The following is a 24,577-nucleotide window of genomic DNA, read 5'->3' as shown; positions in this document are numbered from 1 at the left end:
GTCCTGCAAGCCGGCACCGCGAGAGGTCTTGATCATTTTGCAAATACCTCCAGCAATCGGGGCGCAATTCTGTCCAGTGGGCGAATTTCAACAGCAGCATCAATGGCCGCCGCCGCTTTGGGCATGCCATACACCGCACAGCTCTGCTGATCCTGGGCGATGGTCAAATAGCCTTGTTCACGCAATATCTTGAGGCCCTGGGCCCCGTCGCGCCCCATACCGGTCAGGAGTACGCCGACGGCGTCACCGTTCCAGTGGCTGGCGACGCTCTCGAAAAACACGTCGATGGACGGCCGGTAAATCTCGTTCACCGGCTCCGCGGTATAGGCTAGCGTGCCATTTTTCAACAGGCGAATGTGGTGGTTGGTACCGGCCAGCAGCACCACGCCGCTTTGTGGCGGCTCGCCCTCCCGTGCCAGGCGCACCGGCAGGCCGGAGGCGCTGCTCAACCATTCGGCCATGCCGGCGGCGAACACCTGATCCACATGCTGCACCAGCACAATCGCGGCGGGAAAATCGCGGGGCAAGCCCTTGAGCAGGATTTCCAGGGCGGCCGGGCCGCCCGCCGACGACCCAATCGCCACCAGGCTCTGACGTTTGCCGGTGGTGCGTGCCGGCGTGGTTTCGGCGCGTACACGGCTGCCACGCTGGCCGATCAGCCAGCCAATATTGAGGATTTTGCGCAGCAACGGCGCCGCCGCATCCCTGGGGTTGCCCACGCCCAGCGCCGGGGTGTCCACCACATCCAGGGCGCCATGGCCCATGGCTTCGAACACGCGGCTCATGTTGGCCTGGCGGTCGACGGTCACCAGCAAAATCGCGCACGGGGTCTCGGCCATGATCTGCCGCGTGGCCTCCACGCCGTCCATTACCGGCATGATCAAGTCCATCAGGATCAGGTCCGGGGTCAGTTCGGCGCAGCGCTGTACGGCTTCCAGGCCATTGTTGGCCACCCAGGCAACCTCGTGCGCGGGCTCGAAACTCAAGGCACGGCGCAACGCCTCTACCGCCAGGGGCATGTCATTGACGATCGCAATCCTCATGCCCGGGCGCCTCCAATCAGCTCCATCACGGCATCCAGCAAGGCGTCGTCATGGAAACTGGCTTTAGCTAGATAATAGTCGGCGCCGGCATCCAGTCCACGGCGTCGGTCTTCTTCGCGATCCTTGTACGACACCACCATCACCGGCAACGATTGCAGGCGACTATCACGGCGCAAGAGTGTGACCAATTCGATCCCGTCCATACGAGGCATATCAATGTCAGTGATCAGCAGGTCGAAGTCTTCGGAGCGCAGCGCGTTCCAGCCATCCATGCCATCGACCGCGACCGCCACTTCATAACCCCGATTAAGTAACAATTTGCGTTGCAGCTCACGCACGGTGAGCGAGTCGTCCACCACCAGCACGCGCTTGCGCGGCGTTTCGGTGGCCTGCTGGCTGCGCCGCGCGATGCGTTCCAGGCGCCCGGTGTTGAGCAATTTGTCCACCGAACGCAGCATGTCTTCGACGTCGACGATCAACACCACCGAGCCGTCATCGAGCAAAGCACCGGCGGAAATATCCTGGACCTTGCCCAAGCGGTCATCCAGCGGCAATACCACCAGGGTGCGCTCGCCAATAAAACGCTCGACCGCAATGCCATACACCGCATCGCGTTCGCGGATGACCACCACCTTCAAGGTTTCGTCATTGCTCCGCCCCGGCGGGCGTTGCAACAACTGGCTGGCGGCCACCAGGCCGACATGCCGGCCTTCGTGCCAGAAATGCTGGCGGCCTTCCAGTTGCACGATGTCCTCCGGCGCCAGGTCGCACATGCGTTCGATGTGCGCCAGCGGGAAGGCATAGGCTTCCTCGCCGACCTCAACCACCAGGCTGCGCACCACCGACAGGGTCAACGGCACTTCCAGATGGAAGCGACTGCCCTGCCCCGCCGTCTGCTCCAGCACCACGGCGCCACGCAGTTGGCGGACCATGTGCTGCACCGCATCCAGGCCGACGCCGCGCCCGGACACCTCGGTGACCTTGTCGCGCAGGCTGAAACCCGGCAGGAACAGGAACGTCAGCAGCTCTTCTTCACTCAAGCGCAGTGCGGTTTCCAGCGGTGACAAGTGCCGGTCGACAATGGTGCCGCGCAGGCGCTCCAGGTCGACGCCGTTACCGTCGTCGCTTAACTCCAGCACCAGCAAACCCGCCTGGTGGGAGGCGCGCAGGCGGATCAAGCCTTCGGCGGGTTTGCCCGCCAACACCCGCTGTTCGGGCATTTCGATGCCGTGGTCGACGGCATTGCGCAATAAATGCGTGAGCGGCGCTTCGAGTTTTTCCAGCACGTCGCGGTCGACCTGGGTCTTTTCACCCTCGATCTCCAGGCGTACCTGCTTGCCGAGGCTGCGGCCAAGGTCGCGCACCATACGCACTTGGCCGGCGAGCACATCGGCAAACGGGCGCATGCGGCAGGCCAGCGCGGTGTCATAAAGCACTTGGGCACGCTGCCCGGCCTGCCAGCCGAACTCATCCAGTTCGGCGGTTTTTTCCGCCAGCAACGCCTGGGCTTCACTCAACAGGCGGCGCGTGTCGGCCAGGGCTTCCTGGGCTTCGAGGCTCAAGTCCATGGCCTTGAGTTGGCCATCCAGCGTGTCCAGCGCCCGCGCGCTGTTGCTTTGAATGCGCTTGAGGCGCTGCATGCTCACCAGGTAAGGCTTGAGCCGCTGGGTCTCCACCAAGGATTTACTCGACAGGTCGAGCAGGCTGTTCAAGCGCTCGGCGGTAACCCGCAGCACGCGCTCGCCGCCTTCGGTCATGCGTTTGTTCTGGCGCGGCAGGTCAGGGCTGACAGGCGGCGCGGGCTCAGGCTCCGGCGGCAATGGGTCAATCACAGGCGCAAGCGCAGGTTCCGGAGCGGCGGCGGCGGCGGCCGGTGTGGCCTTGACGATCGGCTGCGACGGATCCAGCAGGCGTTCCATCAGCGCCACATACGCTTCGATATCCACCGGGCCTACGTTATTGCCCGGCGTGGCGATGCGCATGAGCAGGTCGGTGCCCTGCAACAATGCGTCGATATGCTCGGGTTGCAGGTACAGACGGCTTTCCTGGGCGCTGACCAGGCAATCTTCCATCACATGGGCCACGCTGACGCCGGCGTCCACGCCGACAATCCGCGCTGCGCCTTTGAGCGAGTGCGCGGCGCGCATGCACGCCTCAAGCTGGTCGGCCTGGGTGGGGTTGCGCTCCAGGGCCAGCAGGCCCGCGCTCAATACCTGGGTCTGCGCATCGGCTTCCAGGCTGAACAGTTCCAGCAGCGAGGCATCGCGCATCTGGTCGGGGGTCATGTGAGGCTCCGGGTCACGGCGGACAACAATTGCGCCTCGTCCAGCCAACGCAGGCTGCGGCCTTTCCACTGCAACACGCCCTGGGTGAAGCGCGCACTGGCCTGGGTGCCGGAGGCCGACGCGGCCTTCAAGGCGCGCTCATCGATGGCATGGATGCCGTCGACTTCATCCACCGGCACCACCACCGGGCCGTCCTGGGCAGCAATAATCAACATGCGCGGCATCACCCGCGCACCGCTTGCGCCGGTGCTGGCAGGGTCCAGCCCGAGCAGTTCCACCAGTGACAAACACGCCACCAACGCGCCGCGCACATTCGCAACGCCCAGTAATGCGCGGGAACGCTGGTGCGGCAACGAATGAATCGGCTGCAGTGGCGCCACTTCCACCAGGCATCGGGTGGCAATGCCCAGCCACTCTTCACCCAGACGGAACATCAGAATCGAACGGGTGACGATGTTTTCGTCAACCTCCGCGACGGCATACGCCTGCCGGTCGCCCTGCTGCAACGCGTACCGGTCAAGCAGGCGCGTGGCGGCGGCGGAATACACCGAGCAGTTGCGGCAGTGGATATGCTCGACGAGCAACGGGCAGGACTTGTCACCATGGATGCCGATGCGGTTCCAGCAGTCGTCGATGGCTTGGGTGTCGGCCAGGGTCAGGTCCAGGCCTGCGGTGTCGAGCGCATCAAGGTTATTCATCGTTTGGACTCACTGTCTGCCCGCTCGCTACGCGCGGCGCGCGCCTGCAAGCGGCGCGCGCCCGCGCTGTCGCCCTGGGACTCGAGCAATGCGGCCAGGTGCATCAAGGCCTGCGGGTGCTGCGGTTCCAGGTACAAGGCTTTGCGGTAATAACCCTGGGCTTCCAGGGCGCTGCCGGCCACGTCGCTGAGCAGCCCCAGCCAGTAAAACACCTGAGCGGCCGGCGGGTGGTTACTCAAATACTGTTCACACGCGGCGCGGGCCTCGGCACTTTTGCCTTCGTTGGCCAGCGTGGCGATGCGGCTGAGCAGGTCGCCCGCATCGCTGTGCGGCGCCTTGATCGGCACCACTTGGGCGCTCACCGTGCTGAACGGGCGCGGCTTGGCCGGAATAGGCGCCGCGCTGCGCGGGGGGATGGGCAGGGGCACAAACACCGGTTCAGGCTTGACCGGCTCGGCATGCCGGCTGAATGCAAAGGATTGCGGCACGCCAATCGAACGCATGCCATGGCGCCCCAACAGGCTGCCCTCGGCGGGGCCGATAAACAGCACGCCGTCTTCGTGGGTCAGGCTCTTGAGCACATCGAACACTTGCTTCTGGGTGGGTTGGTCGAAGTAGATCAGCAGGTTGCGGCAGAACACAAAATCGTAGGTGGGCTCATTGGCCAGCAACGCCGGGTCGAGCAAGTTGCCGACGTGCAGGCGCACTTGTTCGCGCACCCGCTCGGCGATATGGAAACCATCGGGCTGTTCGCTGAAGTGACGCTCGCGAAACTCGATATCACCGCCGCGAAAGGAGTTCTTGCCGTACACACCACGCTTGGCGCGCTCAACCGACAGCGGGCTGACGTCCAGCCCCAGCACCTTGAACTGGTGCGGAGCCAGCCCGGCATCGAGCAAGGCCATGGCAATCGAATAAGGCTCCTCGCCGGTGGAACACGGCAGGCTGAGAATGCGCAGGGCGCGCATCTGCTTGATCGCCGCCAGGCGCTCCTTGGCCAAACGCGCCAAGGTCGCAAAGGACTCGGGATAGCGGAAAAACCAGGTCTCGGGGACGATAACCGCTTCGATCAGCGCCTGCTGCTCATCCTGCGAACTCTGCAAATGCTGCCAGTAATCCTGCGCCGTCTGCGCCTGCACGGCCTGGCTGCGCTGACGCACCGCACGCTCGATGATCGCCTCGCCCACCGAGGCGACATCCAGGCCAATGCGGTCCTTCAAGAAGGCAAAGAAGCGCGGGTCGTTGCTCATAGGCTCAACTCGCTGGAAAACAGCAAGGCGCGCACATCATCGGTGAGCAAATCGGCGACGCCGATCCATTGCATCAAGCCCAAGGCATCTTCACGCACCGGCCCCAGGTACGGCGCCGCGCGGTTATCCAGGCCATAAGGCTGGAACTCGGCCGGGTCGCAACGCAGGGTGTCGGTGGCCTGCTCCAGAATCAGCCCCAGCCAGCGCGCCTCGAGCCAGGGTTGCGGCTGGTAATTGACCAGCACCAGCCGGGTGCTGGTGCGCGCCTGGGCCGCTGTGCCGAAGGTCAACGCACACAAGTCGACGACGGGCACCAATGCGCCACGGTGAGCAAAGATCCCCGCCACCCACAGCGGTGCATGGGCGATGGGTTTGAGCGGCAGGCGCGGCAACACTTCAGCCACTTCCGTGGCCTTGAGGGCATAACGTTCGCCGCCGATGTGGAACACCAGGAACAACGCCTTTTTCGCTGCCGGGACGGCGCCGCGTTTAGCCGCGAGGTCGCTCATCAGACTTTGAAACGCGACACGCCGCTGCGCAGACCGACCGCGACCTGGCTCAGCTCATCAATGGCAAAACTGGCCTGGCGCAGGGATTCCACGGTCTGGCTGCTGGCATCGCCCAGTTGCACCAGTGCGTGGTTGATCTGCTCGGCGCCGGTGGCCTGGGCCTGCATGCCTTCGTTGACCATCAACACCCGCGGCGCCAGGGCCTGTACCTGATGGATGATCTGCGACAGCTGTTCGCCCACTTGCTGTACTTCGAACATGCCGCGACGCACTTCTTCGGAGAACTTGTCCATGCCCATCACGCCCGCCGACACCGCCGACTGGATCTCGCGCACCATCTGCTCGATGTCGTAGGTGGCCACGGCGGTCTGGTCAGCCAGGCGCCGTACTTCGGTGGCCACCACGGCAAATCCGCGCCCATACTCACCGGCCTTCTCGGCTTCGATGGCGGCGTTGAGCGACAGCAGGTTGGTCTGGTCGGCCACTTTGACGATGGTCACCACCACTTGGTTGATGTTGCTGGCCTTCTCATTGAGGATCGCCAGCTTGGCGTTCACCAGGTCGGCGGCGCCCATCACCGAGTGCATGGTTTCTTCCATGCGCGCCAGGCCTTGCTGGCCGGAGCCGGCAGCGACCGACGCCTGGTCGGCGGCGGTGGACACTTCAGTCATGGTGCGCACCAGGTCTTTGGACGTGGCGGCAATTTCCCGCGATGTCGCGCCGATCTCGGTGGTGGTGGCCGCTGTTTCGGTGGCCGTGGCTTGTTGTTGCTTGGAGGTGGCAGCGATCTCGGTGACCGAGGTGGTCACCTGCACCGACGAGCGCTGGGCCTGGGAAACCAGGGCGGTCAGCTCGGTCATCATGTCGTTGAAGCCGGTTTCGACAGCGTTGAATTCGTCCTTGCGCTCAAGGTTCAGGCGTTTGCTCAGGTCACCCGTGCGCATGGTTTCGAGGATTTCGACGATGCGATTCATCGGCGCCATGATCGCGCGCATCAGCAGCAGGCCGCACAGGCCCGCTGCGAGAATGGCCACGGCCAACGACACGAACATGCTGACTTTGGCGGCGGCCACCGCGTCATCGATGGCGGCGGTGGCGTTATCGGCGACCTGTTTGTTCTCATTGATAATGTCATTGAGCTTCATGCGGCCTGCGGTCCAGGCGGGCGTGAGCTGTTCGTCGAAGAGCTTTTGCGCCTCGACGGCGTTGCCAGCCTGATGGGCGTCCAGCACCAGGGCAAGATTCTTGTTGTAGGTCTGGTGGAGTTTTTCGAAGGCATCGAACTCAGTGCGATCCTGATCGATATTGATCGTGCTCGCGTAACTGGCCATGTGTTGTTCCAGGCGCGCCTCAAACGACTTGTAGTCCTGTTTGTCGGCTTCTGAGATGCCCTGATTTCGGTGGGCGCCGACCAACTCCTGGGTTTGCAGGTAACTGTCGACCCAGGCGCTGCGGATCATCGAACTGAAAAACACCCCAGGCACGGCGTCATCCCGGACCGAGTTTTCGCTGACCTCAATCTTCAGCAGGCGCGAATACGAGACCACGACCATCAACAGCATGATCGCGATAATTACCGCAAAGCTCGCCAAAATCCGTTGGCGCAAGGTCCAGTTCTTCACAGTAATTCCTCGAAGGGCCGATCAAATGCCGAGGAGTATAGCTGAGCGGATGCCCGCATTTATCAACAGGTTTTGATGTAGCGCTCACAGAACGCAAAAACACCCCGAACCGCTACTGCGACCGGGGTGTTGTATGGCAGGGAACGCGGTCAGAGCGTGGCTTGGCGCACCTGTTTTTCCAGCTCGGCCTTTAGGCCAGGCTCCAGTTTGAGTTGGCGCGCCAGCTCGTCGAGGTAGGCTTTTTCCATGAAGTTTTCCTCGTCCACCAGCATTACGCTGGCGATGTACATCTCGGCGGCCATTTCCGGCGTGCTCGCTGCGCGCGCCACATCAGCCGGGTCCAAGGGCTTGTTCAGCTCGGCGTGCAGCCAGCTTTGCAGTTCGCGGTCGTTATCGAGCTTGGTGAATTCGCCCTCAATCAAAGCCCGCTCGCGTTCGTCTACATGCCCGTCGGCTTTAGCGGCGGCGACCAGCGCCTTGAGAATGCCCTGGCTGTGTAGCTCGACCTGAGCCGGTGGCAGACGGTCGATGGTTTGCGGCTCGCCTTGGGGGGCGCCGGCCTGTTGCGCCTGCCAATTGCCGTACGCTTTGTAGGCAATCACACCGAGGGCTGCCAGCCCGCCATAGGTGAGCGCCTTGCCGCCGAATTTGCGCGCCTTTTTATTCCCCAGCAACAGCCCCATCGCACCCGCCGCCAGGGCACCGCCGCCCGCACCGCCGAGCAAACTGCCAAGCCCACCGCCGCCAAGCAAGCCGCCGAGGGCGCTTTTGTCGTCCGATTTGCGTTGCCCGCCAGCTTTGTTTTGCAACATGTCCTGGCTGGATTTGAGCAACTGATCGAGCAATCCACGGGTATTCATGCGTAGCCTCCAGACACTTGGGTTCGTAGGACCAATAGGCTCCCAGCGTAAAACTAAGTGCCAAAAAGCCACGATCTAGAGTGCTTCCAGATGTAACGCCAGCAGTGCGTATTTGAAACGTCTTGTTTCATATGCAACGCCATCACCCCGCCATCAATCAATTTTCCTTCTGCATCGAACCGCTTAAGCTATCCGGCGTCTGTTTATTGTCCGTTGCGTTTGGTCGAAGGCATGTCCGAACCGTTATTTCTTATCCGTTACGTGCCAGGAACGGCGCGGGATTTGCTCACGACAGGTTGTCTCTATGCACCGCAGGAATTTGCTCAAAGCGTCCATGGCCATTGCGGCTTACACCGGTTTGTCGGCCAGTGGCCTGTTGGCCGCGCAGGCCTGGGCCGGGAACCGTGCCGCCGATGGCAAGGCCGTGGCGTTCGACTTCGAAACGCTCAAGGCCCAGGCCAAGCAGCTCGCCGCCACCGCATACAAAGACACTAAGCAGGTACTGCCGCCGACCCTGGCGACCATGACCCCGCAGAACTTCAATGCCATCGGCTACGACGGCAACCATTCGCTGTGGAAGGAGTTGAACGGCCAACTCGACGTGCAATTCTTCCACGTCGGCATGGGTTTCAAGACGCCAGTACGCATGCACAGCGTCGATCCCAAGACCCGCGAAGCCCGCGAGGTGCATTTCCGCCCCTCGCTGTTCAACTATGCCAAGACCACGGTGGACACTAAACAGCTGACCGGCGACCTGGGCTTCTCCGGCTTCAAGCTGTTCAAGGCGCCGGAACTGGACCGCCATGACGTGCTGTCGTTTCTCGGCGCCAGCTACTTTCGTGCGGTAGATGCAACCGGCCAGTACGGCCTCTCCGCACGCGGCCTGGCGATTGATACCTACGCGAAAAAACGCGAAGAATTCCCCGACTTCACGCAGTTCTGGTTCGAAACCCCAAGCAAGGACGCCACGCGTTTTGTGGTCTACGCCCTGCTCGACTCGCCGAGCGCCACCGGCGCCTATCGCTTTGACATCGATTGCCAGGCCAGTCAGGTGGTCATGGCCATCGACGCGCACATCAATGCGCGCACCGCCATCGAGCAACTGGGTATCGCGCCCATGACCAGCATGTTCAGCTGCGGCACCCATGAACGCCGGATGTGCGACACCATCCACCCGCAAATCCACGACTCGGACCGCCTGGCCATGTGGCGTGGCAACGGCGAGTGGATCTGCCGCCCGCTGAACAACCCGGCCAAGCTGCAATTCAACGCCTTCGCCGACACCGACCCGAAAGGGTTTGGCCTGGTACAGACCGACCATGAGTTCGCCAGCTACCAGGACACTGTGGACTGGTACAGCAAGCGCCCAAGCCTGTGGGTGGAACCGACCACCGCCTGGGGCGAAGGCTCGATCGACCTGCTGGAAATCCCCACCACCGGCGAAACCCTGGACAACATCGTGGCCTTCTGGACCCCGAAAAAGCCTGTGGCCGCCGGTGAATCACTCAACTATGGCTACAAGCTGTACTGGAGCGCGCTGCCGCCAGTGAGTACGCCGCTGGCGCAAGTGGATGCAACCCGTTCCGGCATGGGCGGTTTTACCGAAGGCTGGGCACCGGGCGAGCATTACCCCGAAGTGTGGGCGCGCCGCTTTGCCGTGGATTTCAAGGGCGGTGGCCTGGATCGCCTGCCAGCCGGCACCGGAATCGAGCCGGTAGTGACCTGCTCCCACGGTGAAGTCAAAGACTTCAGTGTGCTGGTGCTGGACAACATCAAGGGCTATCGCATTCTGTTTGATTGGTACCCGACCAGCGACAGTGTGGAGCCGGTTGAACTGCGGCTGTTTATCCGCACCCAGGACCGCACCTTGAGTGAGACCTGGCTGTATCAGTACTTCCCGCCGGCACCGGACCAGCGCAAGTACAGCTGATACGCGCCAATAGATGGCTCCCACGCTCCTGCGTGGGAGCGCATCCCGTGGTGATAACAGGACGCGGAGCGTCCTGGGCTGCATTCCCACGCAGAGCGTGGGAACGAGCTTATGCCGTTAAAACCGCGACACGCTCTTCATTGCGCCGATCAAATAGCGCATCGCCACCTGATCGTTTTCGGTCAGGGCGCGATACTGCGCCAGCAATTCCACCTCATCCGAACTCAACCTTCGCCCGTGCAAGGACATCCGGCGACTCCAAAAAGACGCCACCGCACCCGCTACGCCATAGGATTTGGTCATGGACCGTTACTCCTGATATCAGTCAAATACTCCTGGTGCCCATTCCCAACGCTCGCGAAGCGCAATGGCTTCGAGGACAAACAGCCTGACTCCCTGGGCCAGAAATCACACTTACCCTAAGCGTAGAAACAATCTCGACACGTGTGGGATTTTTTTAGAGTATTCACTTAAAAAAATACTTCGGTAACAAATACCTACAACCCTTTCACACGCAACGGCCGGTAGAGATGGATACCGTGAGGCGCTTGCGCATACAGCTGCGGATCAGGCTTGGGTTAAACGCGGGCGACAAAAAACCCACCGAGTCGGGTGGGTTTATTGCAGGCAGGCGCGGGTTCAATCCCTCAGGTCAGACTCATGAATCGGCTGATCACGGTGAGTCGCCCGCTGGTACTGCGCGGGCCAGATGGCTTTGCGCCCACCCAGGTCATCGTCGGCGTGCAGCGGCCAGTAAGGGTCACGCAACAGCTCACGGGCAAGGAAGATGATGTCGGCCTGGCAGGTGCGCAGGATATGTTCGGCCTGGGCCGGTTCAGTGATCATGCCCACCGTGCCGGTGGCGATACCCGATTCTTTGCGCACGCGCTCGGCAAACCGCGTCTGGTAGCCGGGGCCGGTGGGAATCTCGGCGTTCGCGGCAGTGCCACCGGAGGACACATCGATCAGGTCCACGCCCAGGTCTTTGAGGCGGCGCGCCAGCTCCACGGTTTCATCGGGGTTCCAGCCGTCTTCCACCCAATCGGTGGCCGACACCCGCACAAACAGCGGCAGCTCCTGGGGCCAGACGGCGCGCACCGCCTTGGTGACTTCGAGCACCAGGCGGATACGGTTTTCAAACGAGCCGCCGTAGTGGTCCTGACGCTGGTTGCTGATCGGCGAGAGGAATTGATGCAACAGGTAACCGTGGGCGGCGTGAATCTCCACCACTTCGAAACCGGCGGTCAGCGCACGTTTGGCGGCGGCGACAAAGTCGGCAATCACCTGCTGGATCTGGCCTTCATCAAGTGGCTTGGGTTGCGTGTGGTTCGGGTCAAAGGCAATCGGCGAGGGGCCCACCGGCACCCAGCCGCCCTCCTCCGGCTTAACGCTGCCGTGCTTGCCGATCCACGGCCGGTGGGTGCTGGCCTTACGCCCGGCGTGCGCCAGCTGGATGCCCGCCACCGCGCCTTGGGCGGCAATAAAGCGGGTGATGCGTTGCAGCGGTTCGATCTGTGCGTCGTTCCACAGGCCCAGGTCCTGGGCGGTGATGCGGCCATCGGCGGTGACGGCGGTGGCTTCGGTAAAAATCAGCCCGGCGCCACCGACGGCGCGGCTGCCCAGGTGCACGAGGTGCCAGTCATTGGCCAGGCCATCGTCGGACGAGTATTGGCACATCGGCGAGACGGCGATGCGGTTGAGGAGGGTCAATTGACGGAGGGTGTAGGGTTCGAGCAGCTGACTCATGGCGCACCTCTTCTGGGTTCTGTGGGCACTATTCAAACAGTGCTTAGAGCCTAGTCGACAACGCTGGATTGCACAGGGTTCAGAAAGGAAAGCGGGAGCCGAGTGCCGGCTCCCGTGTTGCAAGAGATTACATCTCGACCTGGGTGCCCAGCTCGATCACCCGGTTTACCGGGAGTTTGAAGAAACGCAGGTTGCCGTTGGCGTTTTTCAACATGAACGCAAACAGCGCTTCGCGCCAGCGCGCCATGCCTTTGATTCGCGAGGCGATCACGGTTTCGCGGCTGAGGAAGTAGGTAGTGCGCATCGGGCTGAAGTCCAGCTCGTCCAGATGGCACAGCTTCAGGGCTTCGGGCACGTCCGGTTCATCCGCAAACCCGAAATGCAGGATGACCCGGAAGAAGCCTTCGCCGTAGGCATCGACCTCGAAACGCCGCGTGACCGGCACGCGGGGAATGTCCTCGTAGACCACCGTCAACAGCACCACCTGCTCGTGCAACACCTGGTTATGCAGCAGGTTGTGCAACAGCGCGTGGGGCACGGCGTCCGGCCGCGCGGTGAGGAACACCGCCGTGCCCTGCACGCGGTGGGGCGGCTGCACGCGGATGCTGCTGATAAAGATCGGCAACGGCAGGCCGCCTTCGTCGAGGCGCTCGACCAGCAGCTGTTTGCCGCGCTTCCAGGTGGTCATCAGCACGAACAGCACAATCCCCGCGAGCACCGGGAAGGCGCCGCCCTGGATGATCTTCGGCACGTTGGCGGCAAAATACAGGCCGTCCACCAACAGGCAGCAGACCAGCACCGGCACCGCCAGGATCGGTGGCCACTTCCACAGCAGCAGCATCACCGCCGACACCAGGATGGTGGTCATCAGCATGGTGCCGGTCACCGCCACACCATAGGCCGAGGCCAGTGCGTTGGAGGACTCGAAGCCAATCACCAGCAGGATCACGCCGACCATCAACGACCAGTTCACCGCGCCGATGTAGATCTGGCCCTGCTCGGCGCTGGAGGTGTGCTGGATATGCATGCGTGGGATGTAACCCAGCTGGATCGCCTGGCGCGTCAACGAGAACGCGCCGGAAATCACCGCCTGGGAGGCAATCACCGTGGCCAGGGTGGACAACACCACCAGCGGGATCAACGCCCAACTCGGCGCCAGCAGGTAGAACGGGTTGCGAGCGGCTTCCGGGTCGCCAAGCAGCATGGCGCCCTGGCCGAAATAGTTGAGCACCAGTGCCGGCAACACCAGGATGAACCAGGCGCGGGCAATGGGTTTGCGCCCGAAGTGGCCCATGTCGGCGTACAGCGCCTCGGCACCGGTCAGTGCCAGAACAACGGCGCCAAGGATCGCCACACCAATGCCTGGGTGGGCCTCAAAGAACCGCACGGCCCACATCGGGTTCATCGCGCTGAGCACTTCAGGGTGCAAGGTGATGCCATAGATCCCGAGGCCACCCAGCACCAGGAACCAGGTGACCATCACCGGCCCGAACAGCTTGCCGATGCGGTCGGTGCCGTGTTTCTGGATCAGGAACAGCGCCACCAGCACCACCAGTGCAATCGGCACGACCCATTTGTCGAGGCCATCGAACGCCAATTCCAGACCTTCAATGGCCGACAACACCGAAATCGCCGGGGTGATCATGCTGTCGCCGTAGAACAGCGCCGCACCGCACAGGCCGCACACCACCAAAAAACTGCGCAGGCGCTTGCGCGTGCCTGCCGCCCGCCGTGCCAGTGCCGTCAGCGCCATGATGCCGCCCTCGCCCTGGTTGTCGGCGCGCAGCACGAACAGCATGTATTTGATCGATACAACCCAGATCAGCGACCAGAAGATCAGCGCCAGGATACCCAGCACGCCATCATGGTTGACCTGCACACCGTAACCACCGGTAAACACTTCTTTAAGGGTATAGAGCGGGCTGGTACCGATATCGCCGTAAACCACCCCGACCGCCGCCACCAGCATGCCAATCGGCTTTGCATTGGAATGCTCGGCACCTGCCGCCTGACTATTTGCCTGACCCATCAACCACTCCTGCCCTTTGACCTGAGGTCTTTTATAAACAACGCGCCTAAGCTGACCCTAGCATGCGCTGTTTTACTTCTCGTAACAGACGTTTTATTGACCCCGGGGTTTCACCCGTGCGCAACGGCGCGAAGCATAGCGCAGCACTCGTCGCATTTCCCCGTATAAAGCTGGTCAAGCGCGCTGCCCGTCGATAGAATTGCGCACTTTTTGATCAGAGGCGCACCAAGCGCCCGTCTACCGCCGTGTCGTGCCCGACTGGCGGCGTCATTCAATACCGAGGTTAGACATGTCCACCACCATCGCAAAAGCCAACCCCAAGGTCGGCTTTGTATCCCTGGGTTGCCCGAAGGCTCTGGTCGACTCCGAGCGCATCCTTACGCAACTGCGTATGGAAGGCTATGACGTTGTGTCCACCTACCAGGACGCCGACGTGGTGGTGGTCAATACCTGCGGCTTCATCGACTCGGCCAAGGCTGAGTCTCTGGAAGTGATCGGCGAAGCCATCAAGGAAAACGGCAAGGTCATCGTCACCGGCTGCATGGGCGTGGAAGAAGGCAATATCCGCAACGTGCACCCAAGCGTGCTGGCCGTGACCGGCCCGCAGCAGTACGAGCAGGTGGTCAATGCCGTGCACCAGGTGGTGCCGCCGCGCCAGGACCACAACCCGCTGATCGACCTGGTGCCGCCGCAAGGCATCAAGCTGACGCCGCGCCACTATGCCTACCTGAAGATTTCCGAAGGCTGCAACCACAGCTGCAGCTTCTGCATCATCCCGTCGATGCGCGGCAAGCTGGTCAGCCGCCCGGTGGGTGACGTGCTGGACGAAGCCCAGCGCCTGGTCAAATCCGGCGTTAAAGAGCTGTTGGTGATCTCCCAGGACACCAGCGCCTATGGCGTGGACGTGAAATACCGCACCGGTTTCTGGAACGGCGCACCGGTGAAAACCCGCATGACCGAACTGTGCGAAGCCTTGAGCAGCCTTGGCGTGTGGGTGCGCCTGCACTACGTTTACCCGTACCCGCACGTCGACGAGCTGATCCCGTTGATGGCCGCCGGCAAGATCCTGCCGTACCTGGACATCCCGTTCCAGCACGCCAGCCCGAAAGTGCTCAAGGCCATGAAACGCCCGGCCTTTGAAGACAAGACCCTGGCGCGCATCAAGAACTGGCGCGAGATCTGCCCGGAGCTGATCATCCGTTCGACCTTTATCGTTGGCTTCCCTGGCGAAACCGAAGAAGACTTCCAATACCTGCTGGACTGGCTGACCGAAGCGCAGCTGGACCGCGTTGGTTGCTTCCAGTACTCGCCGGTGGAAGGCGCGCCGGCCAACCTGCTGGATGCGGCCATTGTGCCGGACGACGTCAAGCAGGAGCGTTGGGAGCGTTTCATGGCGCACCAGCAGGCCATCAGCTCGGCGCGCCTGCAACTGCGCATCGGCAGGGAAATCGAAGTGCTGATCGACGAAGTCGACGAGCAAGGCGCAGTGGGCCGTTGCTTCTTCGACGCGCCGGAAATCGACGGTAACGTGTTTATCGACGATGCCAGCGGCTTGAAGCCGGGTGACAAGGTCTGGTGCACCGTGACGGATGCCGACGAGTACGACTTGTGGGCTGAAAAGCGCGACTGATAAGACTCCGATCGTTCCCAAAAGCGGACGCAGAGCGTCCAGCGGGGCATTCCCACGCAGAGCGTGGGAACGATCTGTGTAAAAATTGAAAAAGCCTCGTGTCTGAACAAGATGCGGGGCTTTTTTAGGTCTATCGTTTGCCCATCGGCGCCGATCATCGGCAAGGGGCAGCGGGCATGCGTCAGCATTCGGTTATCCACACACCTAAAACCAGCGACTACGCGCAATTGGCGCAAATCTGGGAAGACTCCGTGCGAGCGACCCACGATTTCCTGCCGGACAGCTACATCGTATTGCTCAAGGAACTGGTGCTGACGCGCTACCTGGACGCGGTGATGCTGATCTGCACCAAGGACGCGCGCCAGCGCATCACCGGGTTTGCCGGGGTGGCAGCGGGCAAGGTCGAGATGCTGTTTATCGACCCGCAGTACCGTGGCCAGGGCTTGGGGCGGCAATTGCTGCGATACGCGATCGAGCACCTGAATGCCGATGCGCTGGACGTCAATGAGCAGAACCCGCAGGCCCTGGGGTTCTACTTCAAGCAGGGCTTCGAGGTGGTCGGACGGGCGGAGCATGATGGCTTGGGCCAGCCGTACCCGCTGCTGCATATGCGCTTACGCCAACAGCAACGGCGCAGTGGCTGACGAAACACAGCGCCAATGTGGGAGCGGGCTTGCTCGCGAATGCGGTGTATCAGTCAAAGATGTGCTAGCTGACCCACCGTATTCGCGAGCAAGCCCGCTCCCACATTCTGAACCGTGTACCAACCAATAAAGCCACTACGCTGAAATGGGTCCGGGATTAACCGGCGCCACACAGGTACAATAGCCGCCCCCTTTTGCTACGGCCCTTGTCATGACTGACCCCATACGCCTTTCCAAACGCCTTATCGAACTGGTCGGTTGCTCCCGTCGGGAGGCTGAGCTGTTTATCGAAGGCGGCTGGGTCTCGGTGGACGGTGAAGTGATCGACGAACCGCAATTCAAGGTCACCACCCAGAAGGTCGAGCTGGACCCAGAGGCTAAAGCCACGGTGCCGGAACCGGTGACCATCCTGCTGCACGCCCCAGTGGGTGTGGATGTGGAAACGGCGATGGCCTCGATCAGCGCCGAGACGCTGTCCGAAGAGCACCGTTTCAGCAAACGCCCGCTCAAGGGTCACTTCCTGCGCCTGACCGCCAGCGCCGACCTGCAGGCCAAGGCCAGCGGCCTGCTGGTGTTCACCCAGGACTGGAAGATTCTGCGCAAGTTGACCGCCGATGCCGCCAAGATCGAGCAGGAATACGTGGTCGAGGTTGAAGGCGACATGGTTGCCCACGGCCTGAACCGCCTGAACCACGGCCTGACCTACAAAGGCAAAGAACTGCCGGCCGTCAAAGCCAGCTGGCAGAACGAAAACCGCCTGCGGTTTGCACTGAAAAACCCGCAACCGGGCGTGATCGCCCTGTTTTGCGAAGCGGTTGGCCTCAAAGTCATCGCCATTCGCCGCATCCGCATCGGCGGCGTGTCCATCGGCAAGGTGCCGGTCGGCCAATGGCGTTACCTGTCCGGCAAAGAGAAGTTCTAAGCCGCTCCCCTTTTCTCGGCACCGGCGACTCTGCGCGGTGCCCTCAGTTGAATACCAGGATTGCCCACCATGATTCACAACGACGTATTGCGCAGCGTGCGCTACATGCTCGACATCAGCGACAACAAGATGGTCGAGATCATCAAGCTCGGCGGCATGGACGTCACCAAGGAAGACCTGCTGACCTACCTCAAGAAAGACGAGGAAGAGGGTTTTGTGTTCTGCCCGGACGACGTCATGGCGCACTTCCTCGATGGCCTGGTGATCTTCAAGCGTGGCAAGGACGAAAGCCGTCCGCCGCAGCCGATCGAAACCCCGGTAACCAACAACATCATCCTCAAGAAGCTGCGCGTGGCCTTCGAACTCAAGGAAGACGACATGCACGCCATCCTCAAGGCCGCTGAGTTCCCGGTGTCCAAGCCTGAGCTGAGCGCGCTGTTCCGCAAGTTCGGCCACACCAACTACCGCACCTGTGGCGACCAGTTGCTGCGCAACTTCCTCAAGGGCCTGACCCTGCGGGTTCGTGCGTAAGCCATGAGCTACTCGGTCTCGCCCGTCGGCTTCGTGCGCTCCTGCTTCAAGGAGAAGTTTGCCATCCCGCGCCAGCCGCAGCTGGCCCCGGCCGCCCGCGGCGTGCTGGAGCTGGTGGCACCGTTCGACCAGGGCGAGGCGGTGCAGGGCCTGGAGCAAGTCAGCCATGTGTGGCTGCTGTTCCTGTTCCACCAGGCCCTGGAAGACAAGCCGCGCCTCAAGGTGCGGCCGCCACGCCTGGGCGGCAACACGTCGATGGGCGTGTTCGCCACCCGCGCAACGCACCGCCCCAACGGCATTGGCCAGTCGGTGGTGAAGCTGGATAAGGTCGAGCCAGGCCGCCTGTGGATTTCCGGGATCGATTTGCTCGACGGCACGCCGGTGCTGGATATCAAGCCGTACGTGCCGTATGCGGACATCATTGACACCGCCACCAATGATATTGCCAGCAGCGCGCCGCGGCTGATTCCCGTGCAGTGGCTGAAGGCCGCCCTGTTGCAAGCGCAAGGCCATGCGCAGCGCCTTGACGAGCCGCTGGTGGCGCTGATTGAGCAGTGTTTGGCCCAGGACCCACGGCCGGCGTATCAGACGCCAGGGCCTGAGCGTGAATACGGCGCGCAGTTCTGGGATGTGGATGTGCGTTGGCACTATCCAGAGGCGGGCCTGATTTGTGTGCTTGAAGTGGTGCCAGCAGGATAAATCGCAAACCAAATGTGGGAGCGGGCTTGCTCGCGAAGGCGGTTGCACATTCAACATCTCTGTTGACCGACAAACCGCTTTCGCGAGCAAGCCCGCTCCCACATTTAGACCATCTTTGTTGCTCGGTCAGCGCACGACTTGACCCATTTACTTCTCGACGAACGCGCGCTCGATCAAGTAATCACCCGGCTCACGCATACGTGGCGAAACTTTAAGGCCGAAGCTGTTCAGCACTTCGCTGGTCTCGTCCAACATGCTCGGGCTGCCGCACAGCATGGCGCGGTCGTCCTCGGGGTTGATCGGCGGCAGGCCGATGTCGCTGAACAGCTTGCCGCTGCGCATCAGGTCGGTCAGGCGGCCTTCGTTTTCGAACGGCTCGCGGGTCACGGTCGGGTAGTAGATCAACTTGTCACGCAGCGCCTCGCCGAAGAATTCATTCTGCGGCAGGTGCTCGGTGATGAATTCGCGGTAAGCGACTTCGTTGACGTAACGCACGCCGTGGCACAGGATCACTTTTTCGAAGCGCTCGTAGGTTTCCGGGTCCTGGATCACGCTCATGAATGGAGCAAGGCCAGTACCGGTGCTGAGCAGGTACAGATGTTTGCCCGGCTTCAAATCGTCAAGCACCAGGGTGCCTGTCGGTTTTTTGCTGATGATGATCTCGTCGCCTTCCTTCAAGTGCTGCAATTGGGAAGTCAGCGGGCCATCGGGCACCTTGATGCTGAAGAACTCAAGATGCTCTTCCCAGTTCGGGCTGGCAATGGAGTACGCGCGCATGAGTGGGCGGCCATTGGGCTGTTGCAGGCCGATCATCACGAACTGACCGTTCTCGAAGCGCAGGCCCGGATCGCGGGTGCACTTGAAGCTGAACAGCGTGTCGTTCCAGTGATGAACACTGAGGACACGTTCGTGGTTCATGTTGCTCATGTACGGGGAACTCCTGGAAATGGGTCTGCGCCAAAGATGAGATGCGCAATTGCACAGCATTCTAATGGCGGCGACAATATCTGTTAACTGGATTATTAAGATAAGGGTTATCGGTTATATCGATATGCGATTTACTCTACGTCAACTGCAAGTCTTCGTCGCCGTCGCCCAGCAGGAAAGCGTCTCACGCGCTGCTGGCCTTCTGGCCTTATCTCAATCCGCCGCCAGCACCTCAATCACCGAGCTGGAGCGTCAATCCAGCTGCCAATTATTCGACCGCGCGGGCAAACGCCTGAGCCTCAACGCACTCGGCCATCAGCTATTGCCCCAGGCCGTGGCCCTGCTGGACCAGGCCAAGGAGATCGAAGACCTACTCAACGGCAAGTCCGGCTTCGGCTCCCTGGCGGTCGGCGCTACCCTGACTATCGGCAATTACCTGGCCACCCTGCTGATCGGCAGCTTCATGCAGCAGCACCCCGAGAGCCAGGTGAAGCTGCATGTGCAGAATACTGCCAATATCGTGCACCAAGTGGCGCATTACGAAATTGACCTGGGTCTAATCGAAGGCGACTGCAGCCACCCGGACATCGAGGTACAAACCTGGGTCGAGGATGAGCTGGTGGTGTTCTGTGCGCCGCAGCATCACTTGGCCAAGCGCGGTGTGGCGACTATGGAAGAGCTGACCCACGAAGCATGGATCCTGCGCGAACAGGGCTCTGGTACGCGCCTGACCTTTGACCAGGCCATGCGCCATCACCGCAGCGCGCTGAACATCCGCCTGGAGCTCGAACACACCGAAGCGATCAAGCGCGCAGTGGAGTCAGGGTTGGGGATTGGCTGTATTTCCCGGCTGGCGCTGCGCGATGCGTTCCGTCGCGGCAGCTTGGTGCCGGTGGAAACCCCGGACCTGGACCTGGCCCGGCAGTTCTACTTCATCTGGCATAAACAGAAGTACCAGACCTCGGCGATGCGCGAGTTCCTGGAACTGTGCCGCGCCTTCACCGCCGGGGTTCAGCGCAGCGACGAGATCGTGCTGCCGAACATTGCCTGAGGCTTAGATCAGGATTACGGCCCACACCAGGGTAATCATGGTCAGCGCTACAAATTGCGCGGCGCTGCCCATGTCCTTGGCGTTTTTCGACAGCGGGTGACGGTCGAGGGAAATCCGGTCGATAGCCGCTTCCACCGCCGAGTTGAGCAACTCAACGATCAAGGCCAGCAGGCAGACCGCAATGAGCAAGGCGCGCTCGACCCGACTGACGTGCAGGAAGAAACTCAGCGGGATCAGGATCACGTTCAGCAACACCAACTGACGGAATGCCGCCTCGCCGGTGAAAGCTGCGCGCAGGCCATCCAGGGAATAGCCCCCTGCGTTGAAGATACGTTTGATACCGGTTTGACCCTTGAAAGGCGACATAGATGTAGGCAACTGAACCAAAGAAGTGGGGAAACTAGATCACGCAAAGTCAAAAAAGCGTGAATCGGGTACAGCTTAATGCTGCGAAATTGACTCAAGTTGTTGCAAGAGCAGCGCCGCCTGGGTGCGTGTGCGCACGCCGAGCTTGCGGAATATCGCTGTCACATGCGCTTTGATGGTCGCTTCCGACACACTCAGCTCATACGCAATCTGCTTGTTCAGCAGGCCTTCGCAGACCATGGTCAGCACCCGGAACTGCTGCGGCGTCAAGCTAGCAAGGCCATCACGGGCAGCCTTGGCTTCGTCGGACACGTTGATTTCTTCAAACGCTTGCGGCGGCCAGGACACATCACCATCGAGCACCTTGCGCACGGCGTTCTGGATGTCTTCCATGGCGCTGGACTTGGGAATGAAGCCGCTGGCGCCGAACTCCTTGGAGCGCACCACGACATCGGCGTCTTCCTGGGCCGAAACCATCACCACCGGGATCTGCGGGTATTGCCCGCGCAACAGCACCAGCCCCGAGAAACCATAGGCACCGGGCATGTTCAGGTCGAGCAGCACCAGGTCCCAGTCGGACTTTTCGTTAAGGCGGGCTTCCAGTTCGGCAATGCTGGCGACTTCCACCAGGTTCACGTCAGGGCCAAGGCCCAGGGTGACGGCCTGATGCAGCGCACTGCGAAACAGCGGATGGTCATCGGCTATCAGGATTTCGTATGTGGCCATTGATTAAATGATCCTGTTTTTAGGGGAGCCCTGATCGGCGCCCAGCATGCCCAGCGCAGTCTGGGGGGTCAAGCACTACGCCCGTGGGCATTTTAGCGGGTTGCGTGTTTACGGTGCCATCATGCAAACGTCGTCTGGTTATACCGTCGGGATATGGGGCGCAAGCCGCGTATGCACGCTGTCCGCAGGGTCCACCGGCAATTGGAATTTAGCCGCCAGGTAATGCGTGCTGAATACATCGAGGTAGGCGTCCAGCACCTCGCTGGCGGCTGGGTCGCCAGCCAGTTCCAGGCACAGCGCAGCGACCTCGGCGGTACAGAAATGATCATCACGTTTAGACCGGCGCAGCTTGTAGCGCGACAGCTGTTCGGGCGCCAGGCTCAACACCGGCAAATGCTCCAGGTAAGGGCTTTTGCGGAACATCTTGCGCGCTTCGCTCCAGGTGCCGTCCAGCAAGATGAACAACGGGCGCTTGCCGTCTTGCACCTTGACCTCGCTGCACACCCGCTCAGGCGCAACGAACTCGCCCGGAAACACGATACAAGGCTGCCATTGCGGGTCGGCCAACAGGGTCAGCAACTCGGGGTCCACTTCTGTGCGCGACCAGGCGAACGCGGTGGTGTCGTCGATGACATCGGCGATCAGCCAGCCGGTGTTGCTGGGCTTCATCGGTTCCACGTCATGCATCAACAGGCACATGGCGGAGCGGGCCTGCACTGTCGGGCGCCAGGCGCACAGACAGTACTCGGGAATCACCCGGCAACCGGGGCAACGTTCGGCCCGTGAGCCGCGGTTTAGAAACGGCCGGACGGCGCGCGCCAGGCGCTGGGTACGCAAACGGGAGACAGCGTGGCTCATCGGCTGCACCGCGAGCAGAGGTCAATCGACACAGAAAAAACTCGAACAAGGCTAAGTGTCCGCAGTTTACCAGCGATACGCCTGGCTGTAGTGGCAAGCGGTCACCTATAATTGCGCGCCACTGAACGCACAGCGCAGTGGCTGGTCTATGCACCAGTAACCGAATCAGGAGAGTTTCATGCTGCGTTCCATGCTGCGTCTTGTTGCCCCATCCGTCGCCCTTGCGCTGGTTCTGCCCATGGGTGCCCACGCGGCGTCGCTGCTGGAGGCCCAAATGAACAGGAAGCTGCAAAGCGTCGCGGCCGAAAGCAACAAGGACCTGCCCCGGGAAATCGATGACAAAACCCTGGAAGTGGCCTACACCGTTGAAGGTATGCAACTGATCGATCACCTCAGTGTGCAACCTGATCGTGCCGAACAGATGCGCGCCAACCAAAAGGCTGTGTATTTCCAGCTGGGTCAAAGCGTGTGCCTGAACAAAGGCTACCGCGAGCTGATGGCCAAGGGCGCCGTGATGCGTTATGAAATCACCGAGAACAAGACCAACCGCCCGGTAGCCTCGGTCAAGTTTGTTGAAGCCGATTGCCCGGCACCCGCGGCTGCCAAGAAGAAAAAGTAAACCGCCGTTCGACTATCGTGCGCTGCTGTCCAGTGGCGCACACCTCCCCCGCTGCATTTGCCCGGCAACGACTAAACTGCGTGATGAGTGACCAATAAGCGGTTGCCAGCCATGGGTTTTTCGGCTCATGATCAAACCATCCCGGCAGCCCATCTACAGCGTTTTTCACGCCGTTCTGTAACATTTTCAGGGCAAAAGAGGGTTGCCCTCCTGCGACTTGCAGTGCAAAGGTTTCCAAATCACAAGGAACATACAGAGCCCGTTTTGCCGCCTGGCGAACACCGTGCAACGCCCAGGGCGTGCAGCGACACATGCAGTGTCGTGGCCGCGGACGAATTTCTCGCCGATGGCCCAGGTTCTGTGAAGAAGGAGAAGTTGAATGCCTTACGAACCGAATGACCGCCTGCTCCGTCATTTTGAAGCAAACGGCGCTGACCTCACGCAGCAGGTCGACGCACAACTCCAGTTGGTCGCTCCCAACAGCCCGAATATCCCCCTTTATCGCGACATGATCCTCACCGTGCTGCGCATGGCGCAGGACGACCGCAACCGCTGGAACGCCAAGATCACCTTGCAGGCGATCCGCGAGCTGGAGAACGCCTTCCGCGTACTGGAACAGTTCAAGGGCCGCCGCAAGGTGACCGTGTTCGGCTCGGCACGCACGCCGGTTGAAAGCCCGTTGTACGCCCTGGCTCGGGAAGTCGGCGCACTGCTGGCACAATCGGACCTGATGGTGATCACCGGCGGCGGCGGCGGCATCATGGCTGCCGCCCACGAAGGCGCTGGCCTGCAGCACAGCCTGGGTTTCAACATTACCCTGCCATTTGAACAGCACGCCAACCCGACCATTGATGGCACCGACAACCTGCTGTCTTTCCACTTCTTCTTTACGCGCAAGCTGTTTTTCGTCAAGGAAGCCGATGCGCTGGTGCTGTGCCCAGGCGGTTTCGGCACGCTGGATGAAGCACTGGAAGTGCTGACCCTGATCCAGACCGGCAAGAGCCCGCTGGTGCCGGTGGTGCTGCTGGATGCCCCCGGTGGCGGTTTCTGGCAAGGGGCGCTGGACTTCATCCGCAACCAACTGGAGGCCAATCGCTATATCCTGCCCACCGACCTCAAGCTGCTCCGCCTGGTCTACAGCGCTGAAGAAGCGGTGGCGGAGATCAACCAGTTCTATGCCAACTTCCATTCCACGCGGTGGTTGAAGCGTGAGTTTGTGGTGCGCATGAACCATCGGCTCAGTGAACGGGCCTTGGCCCATTTGCAGACAGAGTTTGCCAGCCTGCGCCTGAGCGGTGAGTTTCAACAGCTCGCTTACACAGGCGAAGAGCACGATGAGCCCAGGTTCAGCCATTTGACCCGCTTGGTGTTCAACTTCAATGGCCGTGATCAGGGCCGCCTGCGGGAATTAGTGGACTACATCAATTTGCCGGAGAACTGGGCTCAGGCTCAGGGCAAGACACAGCAACGGGTGACGCCGGAGCCGGCGTGATTTTTTAAGGCAAAAAAAAAAGGTTCTTCACGGAATCCCGGGAAACACAGAAACAAGAACGCCGATTTGGTTGATGATGTTCGTGCGAGCAAACACATCTAACAAACCGGCGTTCTTATGCGTGATATTAATACTTTCCT

Annotated in this window: 23 protein-coding genes; 9 read left to right on the top strand and 14 right to left on the bottom strand. The window is 61.3% G+C overall.

Annotation, left to right across the window (positions count from 1 at the left end):
- Positions 1–32: 32 nt before the first annotated feature.
- The 7 genes from ACTD9P_RS13225 to ACTD9P_RS13195 form a co-directional block, all read right to left on the bottom strand.
- Entirely contained in the window at positions 33–1,043 is a 1,011-nt protein-coding gene (locus ACTD9P_RS13225; protein WP_438868028.1) for a chemotaxis response regulator protein-glutamate methylesterase, read from the bottom strand.
- The gene (locus ACTD9P_RS13220; RefSeq protein ID WP_438868027.1) at positions 1,040–3,328 is read right to left on the bottom strand and encodes a hybrid sensor histidine kinase/response regulator; all 2,289 of its coding nucleotides are present in this window, start codon (positions 3,326–3,328) and stop codon (positions 1,040–1,042) included. The genes ACTD9P_RS13225 and ACTD9P_RS13220 overlap by 4 nt, the downstream gene beginning before the upstream one ends.
- Entirely contained in the window at positions 3,325–4,026 is a 702-nt protein-coding gene (locus ACTD9P_RS13215; RefSeq protein WP_438868026.1) for a chemotaxis protein CheW, read from the bottom strand. Before ACTD9P_RS13215 ends, ACTD9P_RS13220 begins: the two co-directional genes overlap by 4 nt.
- The gene (locus ACTD9P_RS13210; protein WP_438868025.1) at positions 4,023–5,276 is read right to left on the bottom strand and encodes a CheR family methyltransferase; all 1,254 of its coding nucleotides are present in this window, start codon (positions 5,274–5,276) and stop codon (positions 4,023–4,025) included. The genes ACTD9P_RS13215 and ACTD9P_RS13210 overlap by 4 nt, the downstream gene beginning before the upstream one ends.
- Entirely contained in the window at positions 5,273–5,785 is a 513-nt protein-coding gene (locus tag ACTD9P_RS13205; protein WP_438868024.1) for a chemotaxis protein CheW, read from the bottom strand. The genes ACTD9P_RS13210 and ACTD9P_RS13205 overlap by 4 nt, the downstream gene beginning before the upstream one ends.
- Complete coding sequence (locus tag ACTD9P_RS13200) at positions 5,785–7,407, bottom strand: methyl-accepting chemotaxis protein (RefSeq protein ID WP_438868023.1); 1,623 nt, start codon at positions 7,405–7,407, stop codon at positions 5,785–5,787. The genes ACTD9P_RS13205 and ACTD9P_RS13200 overlap by 1 nt, the downstream gene beginning before the upstream one ends.
- A gap of 149 nt (positions 7,408–7,556) precedes the next feature.
- Positions 7,557–8,267, bottom strand: a complete 711-nt coding sequence (locus ACTD9P_RS13195) for a tellurite resistance TerB family protein (RefSeq protein ID WP_438868022.1) — start codon at positions 8,265–8,267, stop codon at positions 7,557–7,559.
- Positions 8,268–8,571: 304 nt separating this feature from the next.
- On the opposite strand from ACTD9P_RS13195, the gene ACTD9P_RS13190 reads away from it, so the two are divergent.
- Entirely contained in the window at positions 8,572–10,197 is a 1,626-nt protein-coding gene (locus ACTD9P_RS13190) for a glucan biosynthesis protein D (RefSeq protein ID WP_138816500.1), read from the top strand.
- Positions 10,198–10,314: 117 nt separating this feature from the next.
- Here ACTD9P_RS13190 and ACTD9P_RS13185 read toward each other — a convergent pair whose 3' ends face one another.
- The 3 genes from ACTD9P_RS13185 to ACTD9P_RS13175 form a co-directional block, all read right to left on the bottom strand.
- Positions 10,315–10,500, bottom strand: a complete 186-nt coding sequence (locus ACTD9P_RS13185) for a hypothetical protein (RefSeq protein ID WP_438868021.1) — start codon at positions 10,498–10,500, stop codon at positions 10,315–10,317.
- A 336-nt stretch (positions 10,501–10,836) separates the two neighbouring features.
- A complete protein-coding gene (locus tag ACTD9P_RS13180; protein ID WP_438868020.1) occupies positions 10,837–11,943 on the bottom strand; it encodes an NADH:flavin oxidoreductase/NADH oxidase in 1,107 nt (368 codons plus the stop codon).
- Positions 11,944–12,070: 127 nt separating this feature from the next.
- Positions 12,071–13,972: a potassium transporter Kup gene (locus tag ACTD9P_RS13175; RefSeq protein WP_138816501.1), complete on the bottom strand. Its 1,902-nt coding sequence runs from the start codon at positions 13,970–13,972 to the stop codon at positions 12,071–12,073.
- 289 nt (positions 13,973–14,261) lie between these two features.
- Here ACTD9P_RS13175 and rimO point away from each other — a divergent pair, with 289 nt between their 5' ends.
- From rimO to tsaA, 5 genes are all read left to right on the top strand, one after another.
- A complete protein-coding gene (rimO, locus tag ACTD9P_RS13170; RefSeq protein WP_438868019.1) occupies positions 14,262–15,602 on the top strand; it encodes a 30S ribosomal protein S12 methylthiotransferase RimO in 1,341 nt (446 codons plus the stop codon).
- A gap of 176 nt (positions 15,603–15,778) precedes the next feature.
- Positions 15,779–16,246, top strand: a complete 468-nt coding sequence (locus ACTD9P_RS13165) for a GNAT family N-acetyltransferase (protein WP_438868018.1) — start codon at positions 15,779–15,781, stop codon at positions 16,244–16,246.
- Between the two features lie 211 nt (positions 16,247–16,457).
- Complete coding sequence (locus ACTD9P_RS13160) at positions 16,458–17,168, top strand: rRNA pseudouridine synthase (protein ID WP_058421638.1); 711 nt, start codon at positions 16,458–16,460, stop codon at positions 17,166–17,168.
- A 69-nt stretch (positions 17,169–17,237) separates the two neighbouring features.
- Positions 17,238–17,699: a YehS family protein gene (locus tag ACTD9P_RS13155; RefSeq protein ID WP_003189058.1), complete on the top strand. Its 462-nt coding sequence runs from the start codon at positions 17,238–17,240 to the stop codon at positions 17,697–17,699.
- Positions 17,700–17,702: 3 nt separating this feature from the next.
- Positions 17,703–18,398 (top strand): tRNA (N6-threonylcarbamoyladenosine(37)-N6)-methyltransferase TrmO, encoded by a 696-nt coding sequence (tsaA, locus tag ACTD9P_RS13150; RefSeq protein ID WP_438868017.1) that lies wholly within the window; start codon positions 17,703–17,705, stop codon positions 18,396–18,398.
- A 147-nt stretch (positions 18,399–18,545) separates the two neighbouring features.
- Here the strand turns inward: tsaA and fpr are convergent, their stop codons facing one another.
- Positions 18,546–19,325 carry a ferredoxin-NADP reductase gene (fpr, locus tag ACTD9P_RS13145; RefSeq protein ID WP_003189055.1) on the bottom strand — a complete coding sequence of 260 codons (780 nt, stop codon included), beginning with the start codon at positions 19,323–19,325 and terminating at the stop codon, positions 18,546–18,548.
- Positions 19,326–19,449: 124 nt separating this feature from the next.
- On the opposite strand from fpr, the gene ACTD9P_RS13140 reads away from it, so the two are divergent.
- Positions 19,450–20,376 (top strand): LysR family transcriptional regulator, encoded by a 927-nt coding sequence (locus tag ACTD9P_RS13140; protein WP_026013711.1) that lies wholly within the window; start codon positions 19,450–19,452, stop codon positions 20,374–20,376.
- 3 nt (positions 20,377–20,379) lie between these two features.
- Here the strand turns inward: ACTD9P_RS13140 and ACTD9P_RS13135 are convergent, their stop codons facing one another.
- From ACTD9P_RS13135 to ACTD9P_RS13125, 3 genes are all read right to left on the bottom strand, one after another.
- Positions 20,380–20,742 (bottom strand): diacylglycerol kinase, encoded by a 363-nt coding sequence (locus ACTD9P_RS13135; RefSeq protein WP_017137081.1) that lies wholly within the window; start codon positions 20,740–20,742, stop codon positions 20,380–20,382.
- A gap of 75 nt (positions 20,743–20,817) precedes the next feature.
- Positions 20,818–21,468, bottom strand: coding sequence for a response regulator transcription factor ErdR (gene erdR, locus ACTD9P_RS13130; RefSeq protein ID WP_056857592.1), 651 nt, complete (start codon positions 21,466–21,468; stop codon positions 20,818–20,820).
- 138 nt (positions 21,469–21,606) lie between these two features.
- A complete protein-coding gene (locus tag ACTD9P_RS13125) occupies positions 21,607–22,326 on the bottom strand; it encodes a tRNA-uridine aminocarboxypropyltransferase (RefSeq protein ID WP_438868016.1) in 720 nt (239 codons plus the stop codon).
- 178 nt (positions 22,327–22,504) lie between these two features.
- Here ACTD9P_RS13125 and ACTD9P_RS13120 point away from each other — a divergent pair, with 178 nt between their 5' ends.
- Positions 22,505–22,945, top strand: a complete 441-nt coding sequence (locus ACTD9P_RS13120; protein ID WP_138816554.1) for a PA3611 family quorum-sensing-regulated virulence factor — start codon at positions 22,505–22,507, stop codon at positions 22,943–22,945.
- Between the two features lie 379 nt (positions 22,946–23,324).
- Entirely contained in the window at positions 23,325–24,437 is a 1,113-nt protein-coding gene (locus ACTD9P_RS13115; RefSeq protein WP_438868015.1) for an LOG family protein, read from the top strand.
- Positions 24,438–24,577 lie beyond the last annotated feature (140 nt).

This window comes from Pseudomonas onubensis (assembly GCF_965653655.1).
Classification (GTDB): domain Bacteria; phylum Pseudomonadota; class Gammaproteobacteria; order Pseudomonadales; family Pseudomonadaceae; genus Aquipseudomonas.
The sequence above is the reverse complement of the archived record's forward strand: the minus strand, read 5'-3'. Positions and strand labels throughout refer to the sequence as shown.

What these genes read in the sequence shown, in the direction of transcription:
- ACTD9P_RS13225 (WP_438868028.1), bottom strand. Translation starts at nt 1,043, where the DNA reads ATGAGGATTGCGATCGTCAATGACATGCCCCTGGCGGTAGAGGCGTTG.
- ACTD9P_RS13220 (WP_438868027.1), bottom strand. Translation starts at nt 3,328, where the DNA reads ATGACCCCCGACCAGATGCGCGATGCCTCGCTGCTGGAACTGTTCAGC.
- ACTD9P_RS13215 (WP_438868026.1), bottom strand. Translation starts at nt 4,026, where the DNA reads ATGAATAACCTTGATGCGCTCGACACCGCAGGCCTGGACCTGACCCTG.
- ACTD9P_RS13210 (WP_438868025.1), bottom strand. Translation starts at nt 5,276, where the DNA reads ATGAGCAACGACCCGCGCTTCTTTGCCTTCTTGAAGGACCGCATTGGC.
- ACTD9P_RS13205 (WP_438868024.1), bottom strand. Translation starts at nt 5,785, where the DNA reads ATGAGCGACCTCGCGGCTAAACGCGGCGCCGTCCCGGCAGCGAAAAAG.
- ACTD9P_RS13195 (WP_438868022.1), bottom strand. Translation starts at nt 8,267, where the DNA reads ATGAATACCCGTGGATTGCTCGATCAGTTGCTCAAATCCAGCCAGGAC.
- ACTD9P_RS13190 (WP_138816500.1), top strand. Translation starts at nt 8,572, where the DNA reads ATGCACCGCAGGAATTTGCTCAAAGCGTCCATGGCCATTGCGGCTTAC.
- ACTD9P_RS13185 (WP_438868021.1), bottom strand. Translation starts at nt 10,500, where the DNA reads ATGACCAAATCCTATGGCGTAGCGGGTGCGGTGGCGTCTTTTTGGAGT.
- ACTD9P_RS13180 (WP_438868020.1), bottom strand. Translation starts at nt 11,943, where the DNA reads ATGAGTCAGCTGCTCGAACCCTACACCCTCCGTCAATTGACCCTCCTC.
- ACTD9P_RS13175 (WP_138816501.1), bottom strand. Translation starts at nt 13,972, where the DNA reads ATGGGTCAGGCAAATAGTCAGGCGGCAGGTGCCGAGCATTCCAATGCA.
- rimO (WP_438868019.1), top strand. Translation starts at nt 14,262, where the DNA reads ATGTCCACCACCATCGCAAAAGCCAACCCCAAGGTCGGCTTTGTATCC.
- ACTD9P_RS13165 (WP_438868018.1), top strand. Translation starts at nt 15,779, where the DNA reads ATGCGTCAGCATTCGGTTATCCACACACCTAAAACCAGCGACTACGCG.
- ACTD9P_RS13160 (WP_058421638.1), top strand. Translation starts at nt 16,458, where the DNA reads ATGACTGACCCCATACGCCTTTCCAAACGCCTTATCGAACTGGTCGGT.
- ACTD9P_RS13155 (WP_003189058.1), top strand. Translation starts at nt 17,238, where the DNA reads ATGATTCACAACGACGTATTGCGCAGCGTGCGCTACATGCTCGACATC.
- tsaA (WP_438868017.1), top strand. Translation starts at nt 17,703, where the DNA reads ATGAGCTACTCGGTCTCGCCCGTCGGCTTCGTGCGCTCCTGCTTCAAG.
- fpr (WP_003189055.1), bottom strand. Translation starts at nt 19,325, where the DNA reads ATGAGCAACATGAACCACGAACGTGTCCTCAGTGTTCATCACTGGAAC.
- ACTD9P_RS13140 (WP_026013711.1), top strand. Translation starts at nt 19,450, where the DNA reads ATGCGATTTACTCTACGTCAACTGCAAGTCTTCGTCGCCGTCGCCCAG.
- ACTD9P_RS13135 (WP_017137081.1), bottom strand. Translation starts at nt 20,742, where the DNA reads ATGTCGCCTTTCAAGGGTCAAACCGGTATCAAACGTATCTTCAACGCA.
- erdR (WP_056857592.1), bottom strand. Translation starts at nt 21,468, where the DNA reads ATGGCCACATACGAAATCCTGATAGCCGATGACCATCCGCTGTTTCGC.
- ACTD9P_RS13125 (WP_438868016.1), bottom strand. Translation starts at nt 22,326, where the DNA reads ATGAGCCACGCTGTCTCCCGTTTGCGTACCCAGCGCCTGGCGCGCGCC.
- ACTD9P_RS13120 (WP_138816554.1), top strand. Translation starts at nt 22,505, where the DNA reads ATGCTGCGTTCCATGCTGCGTCTTGTTGCCCCATCCGTCGCCCTTGCG.
- ACTD9P_RS13115 (WP_438868015.1), top strand. Translation starts at nt 23,325, where the DNA reads ATGCCTTACGAACCGAATGACCGCCTGCTCCGTCATTTTGAAGCAAAC.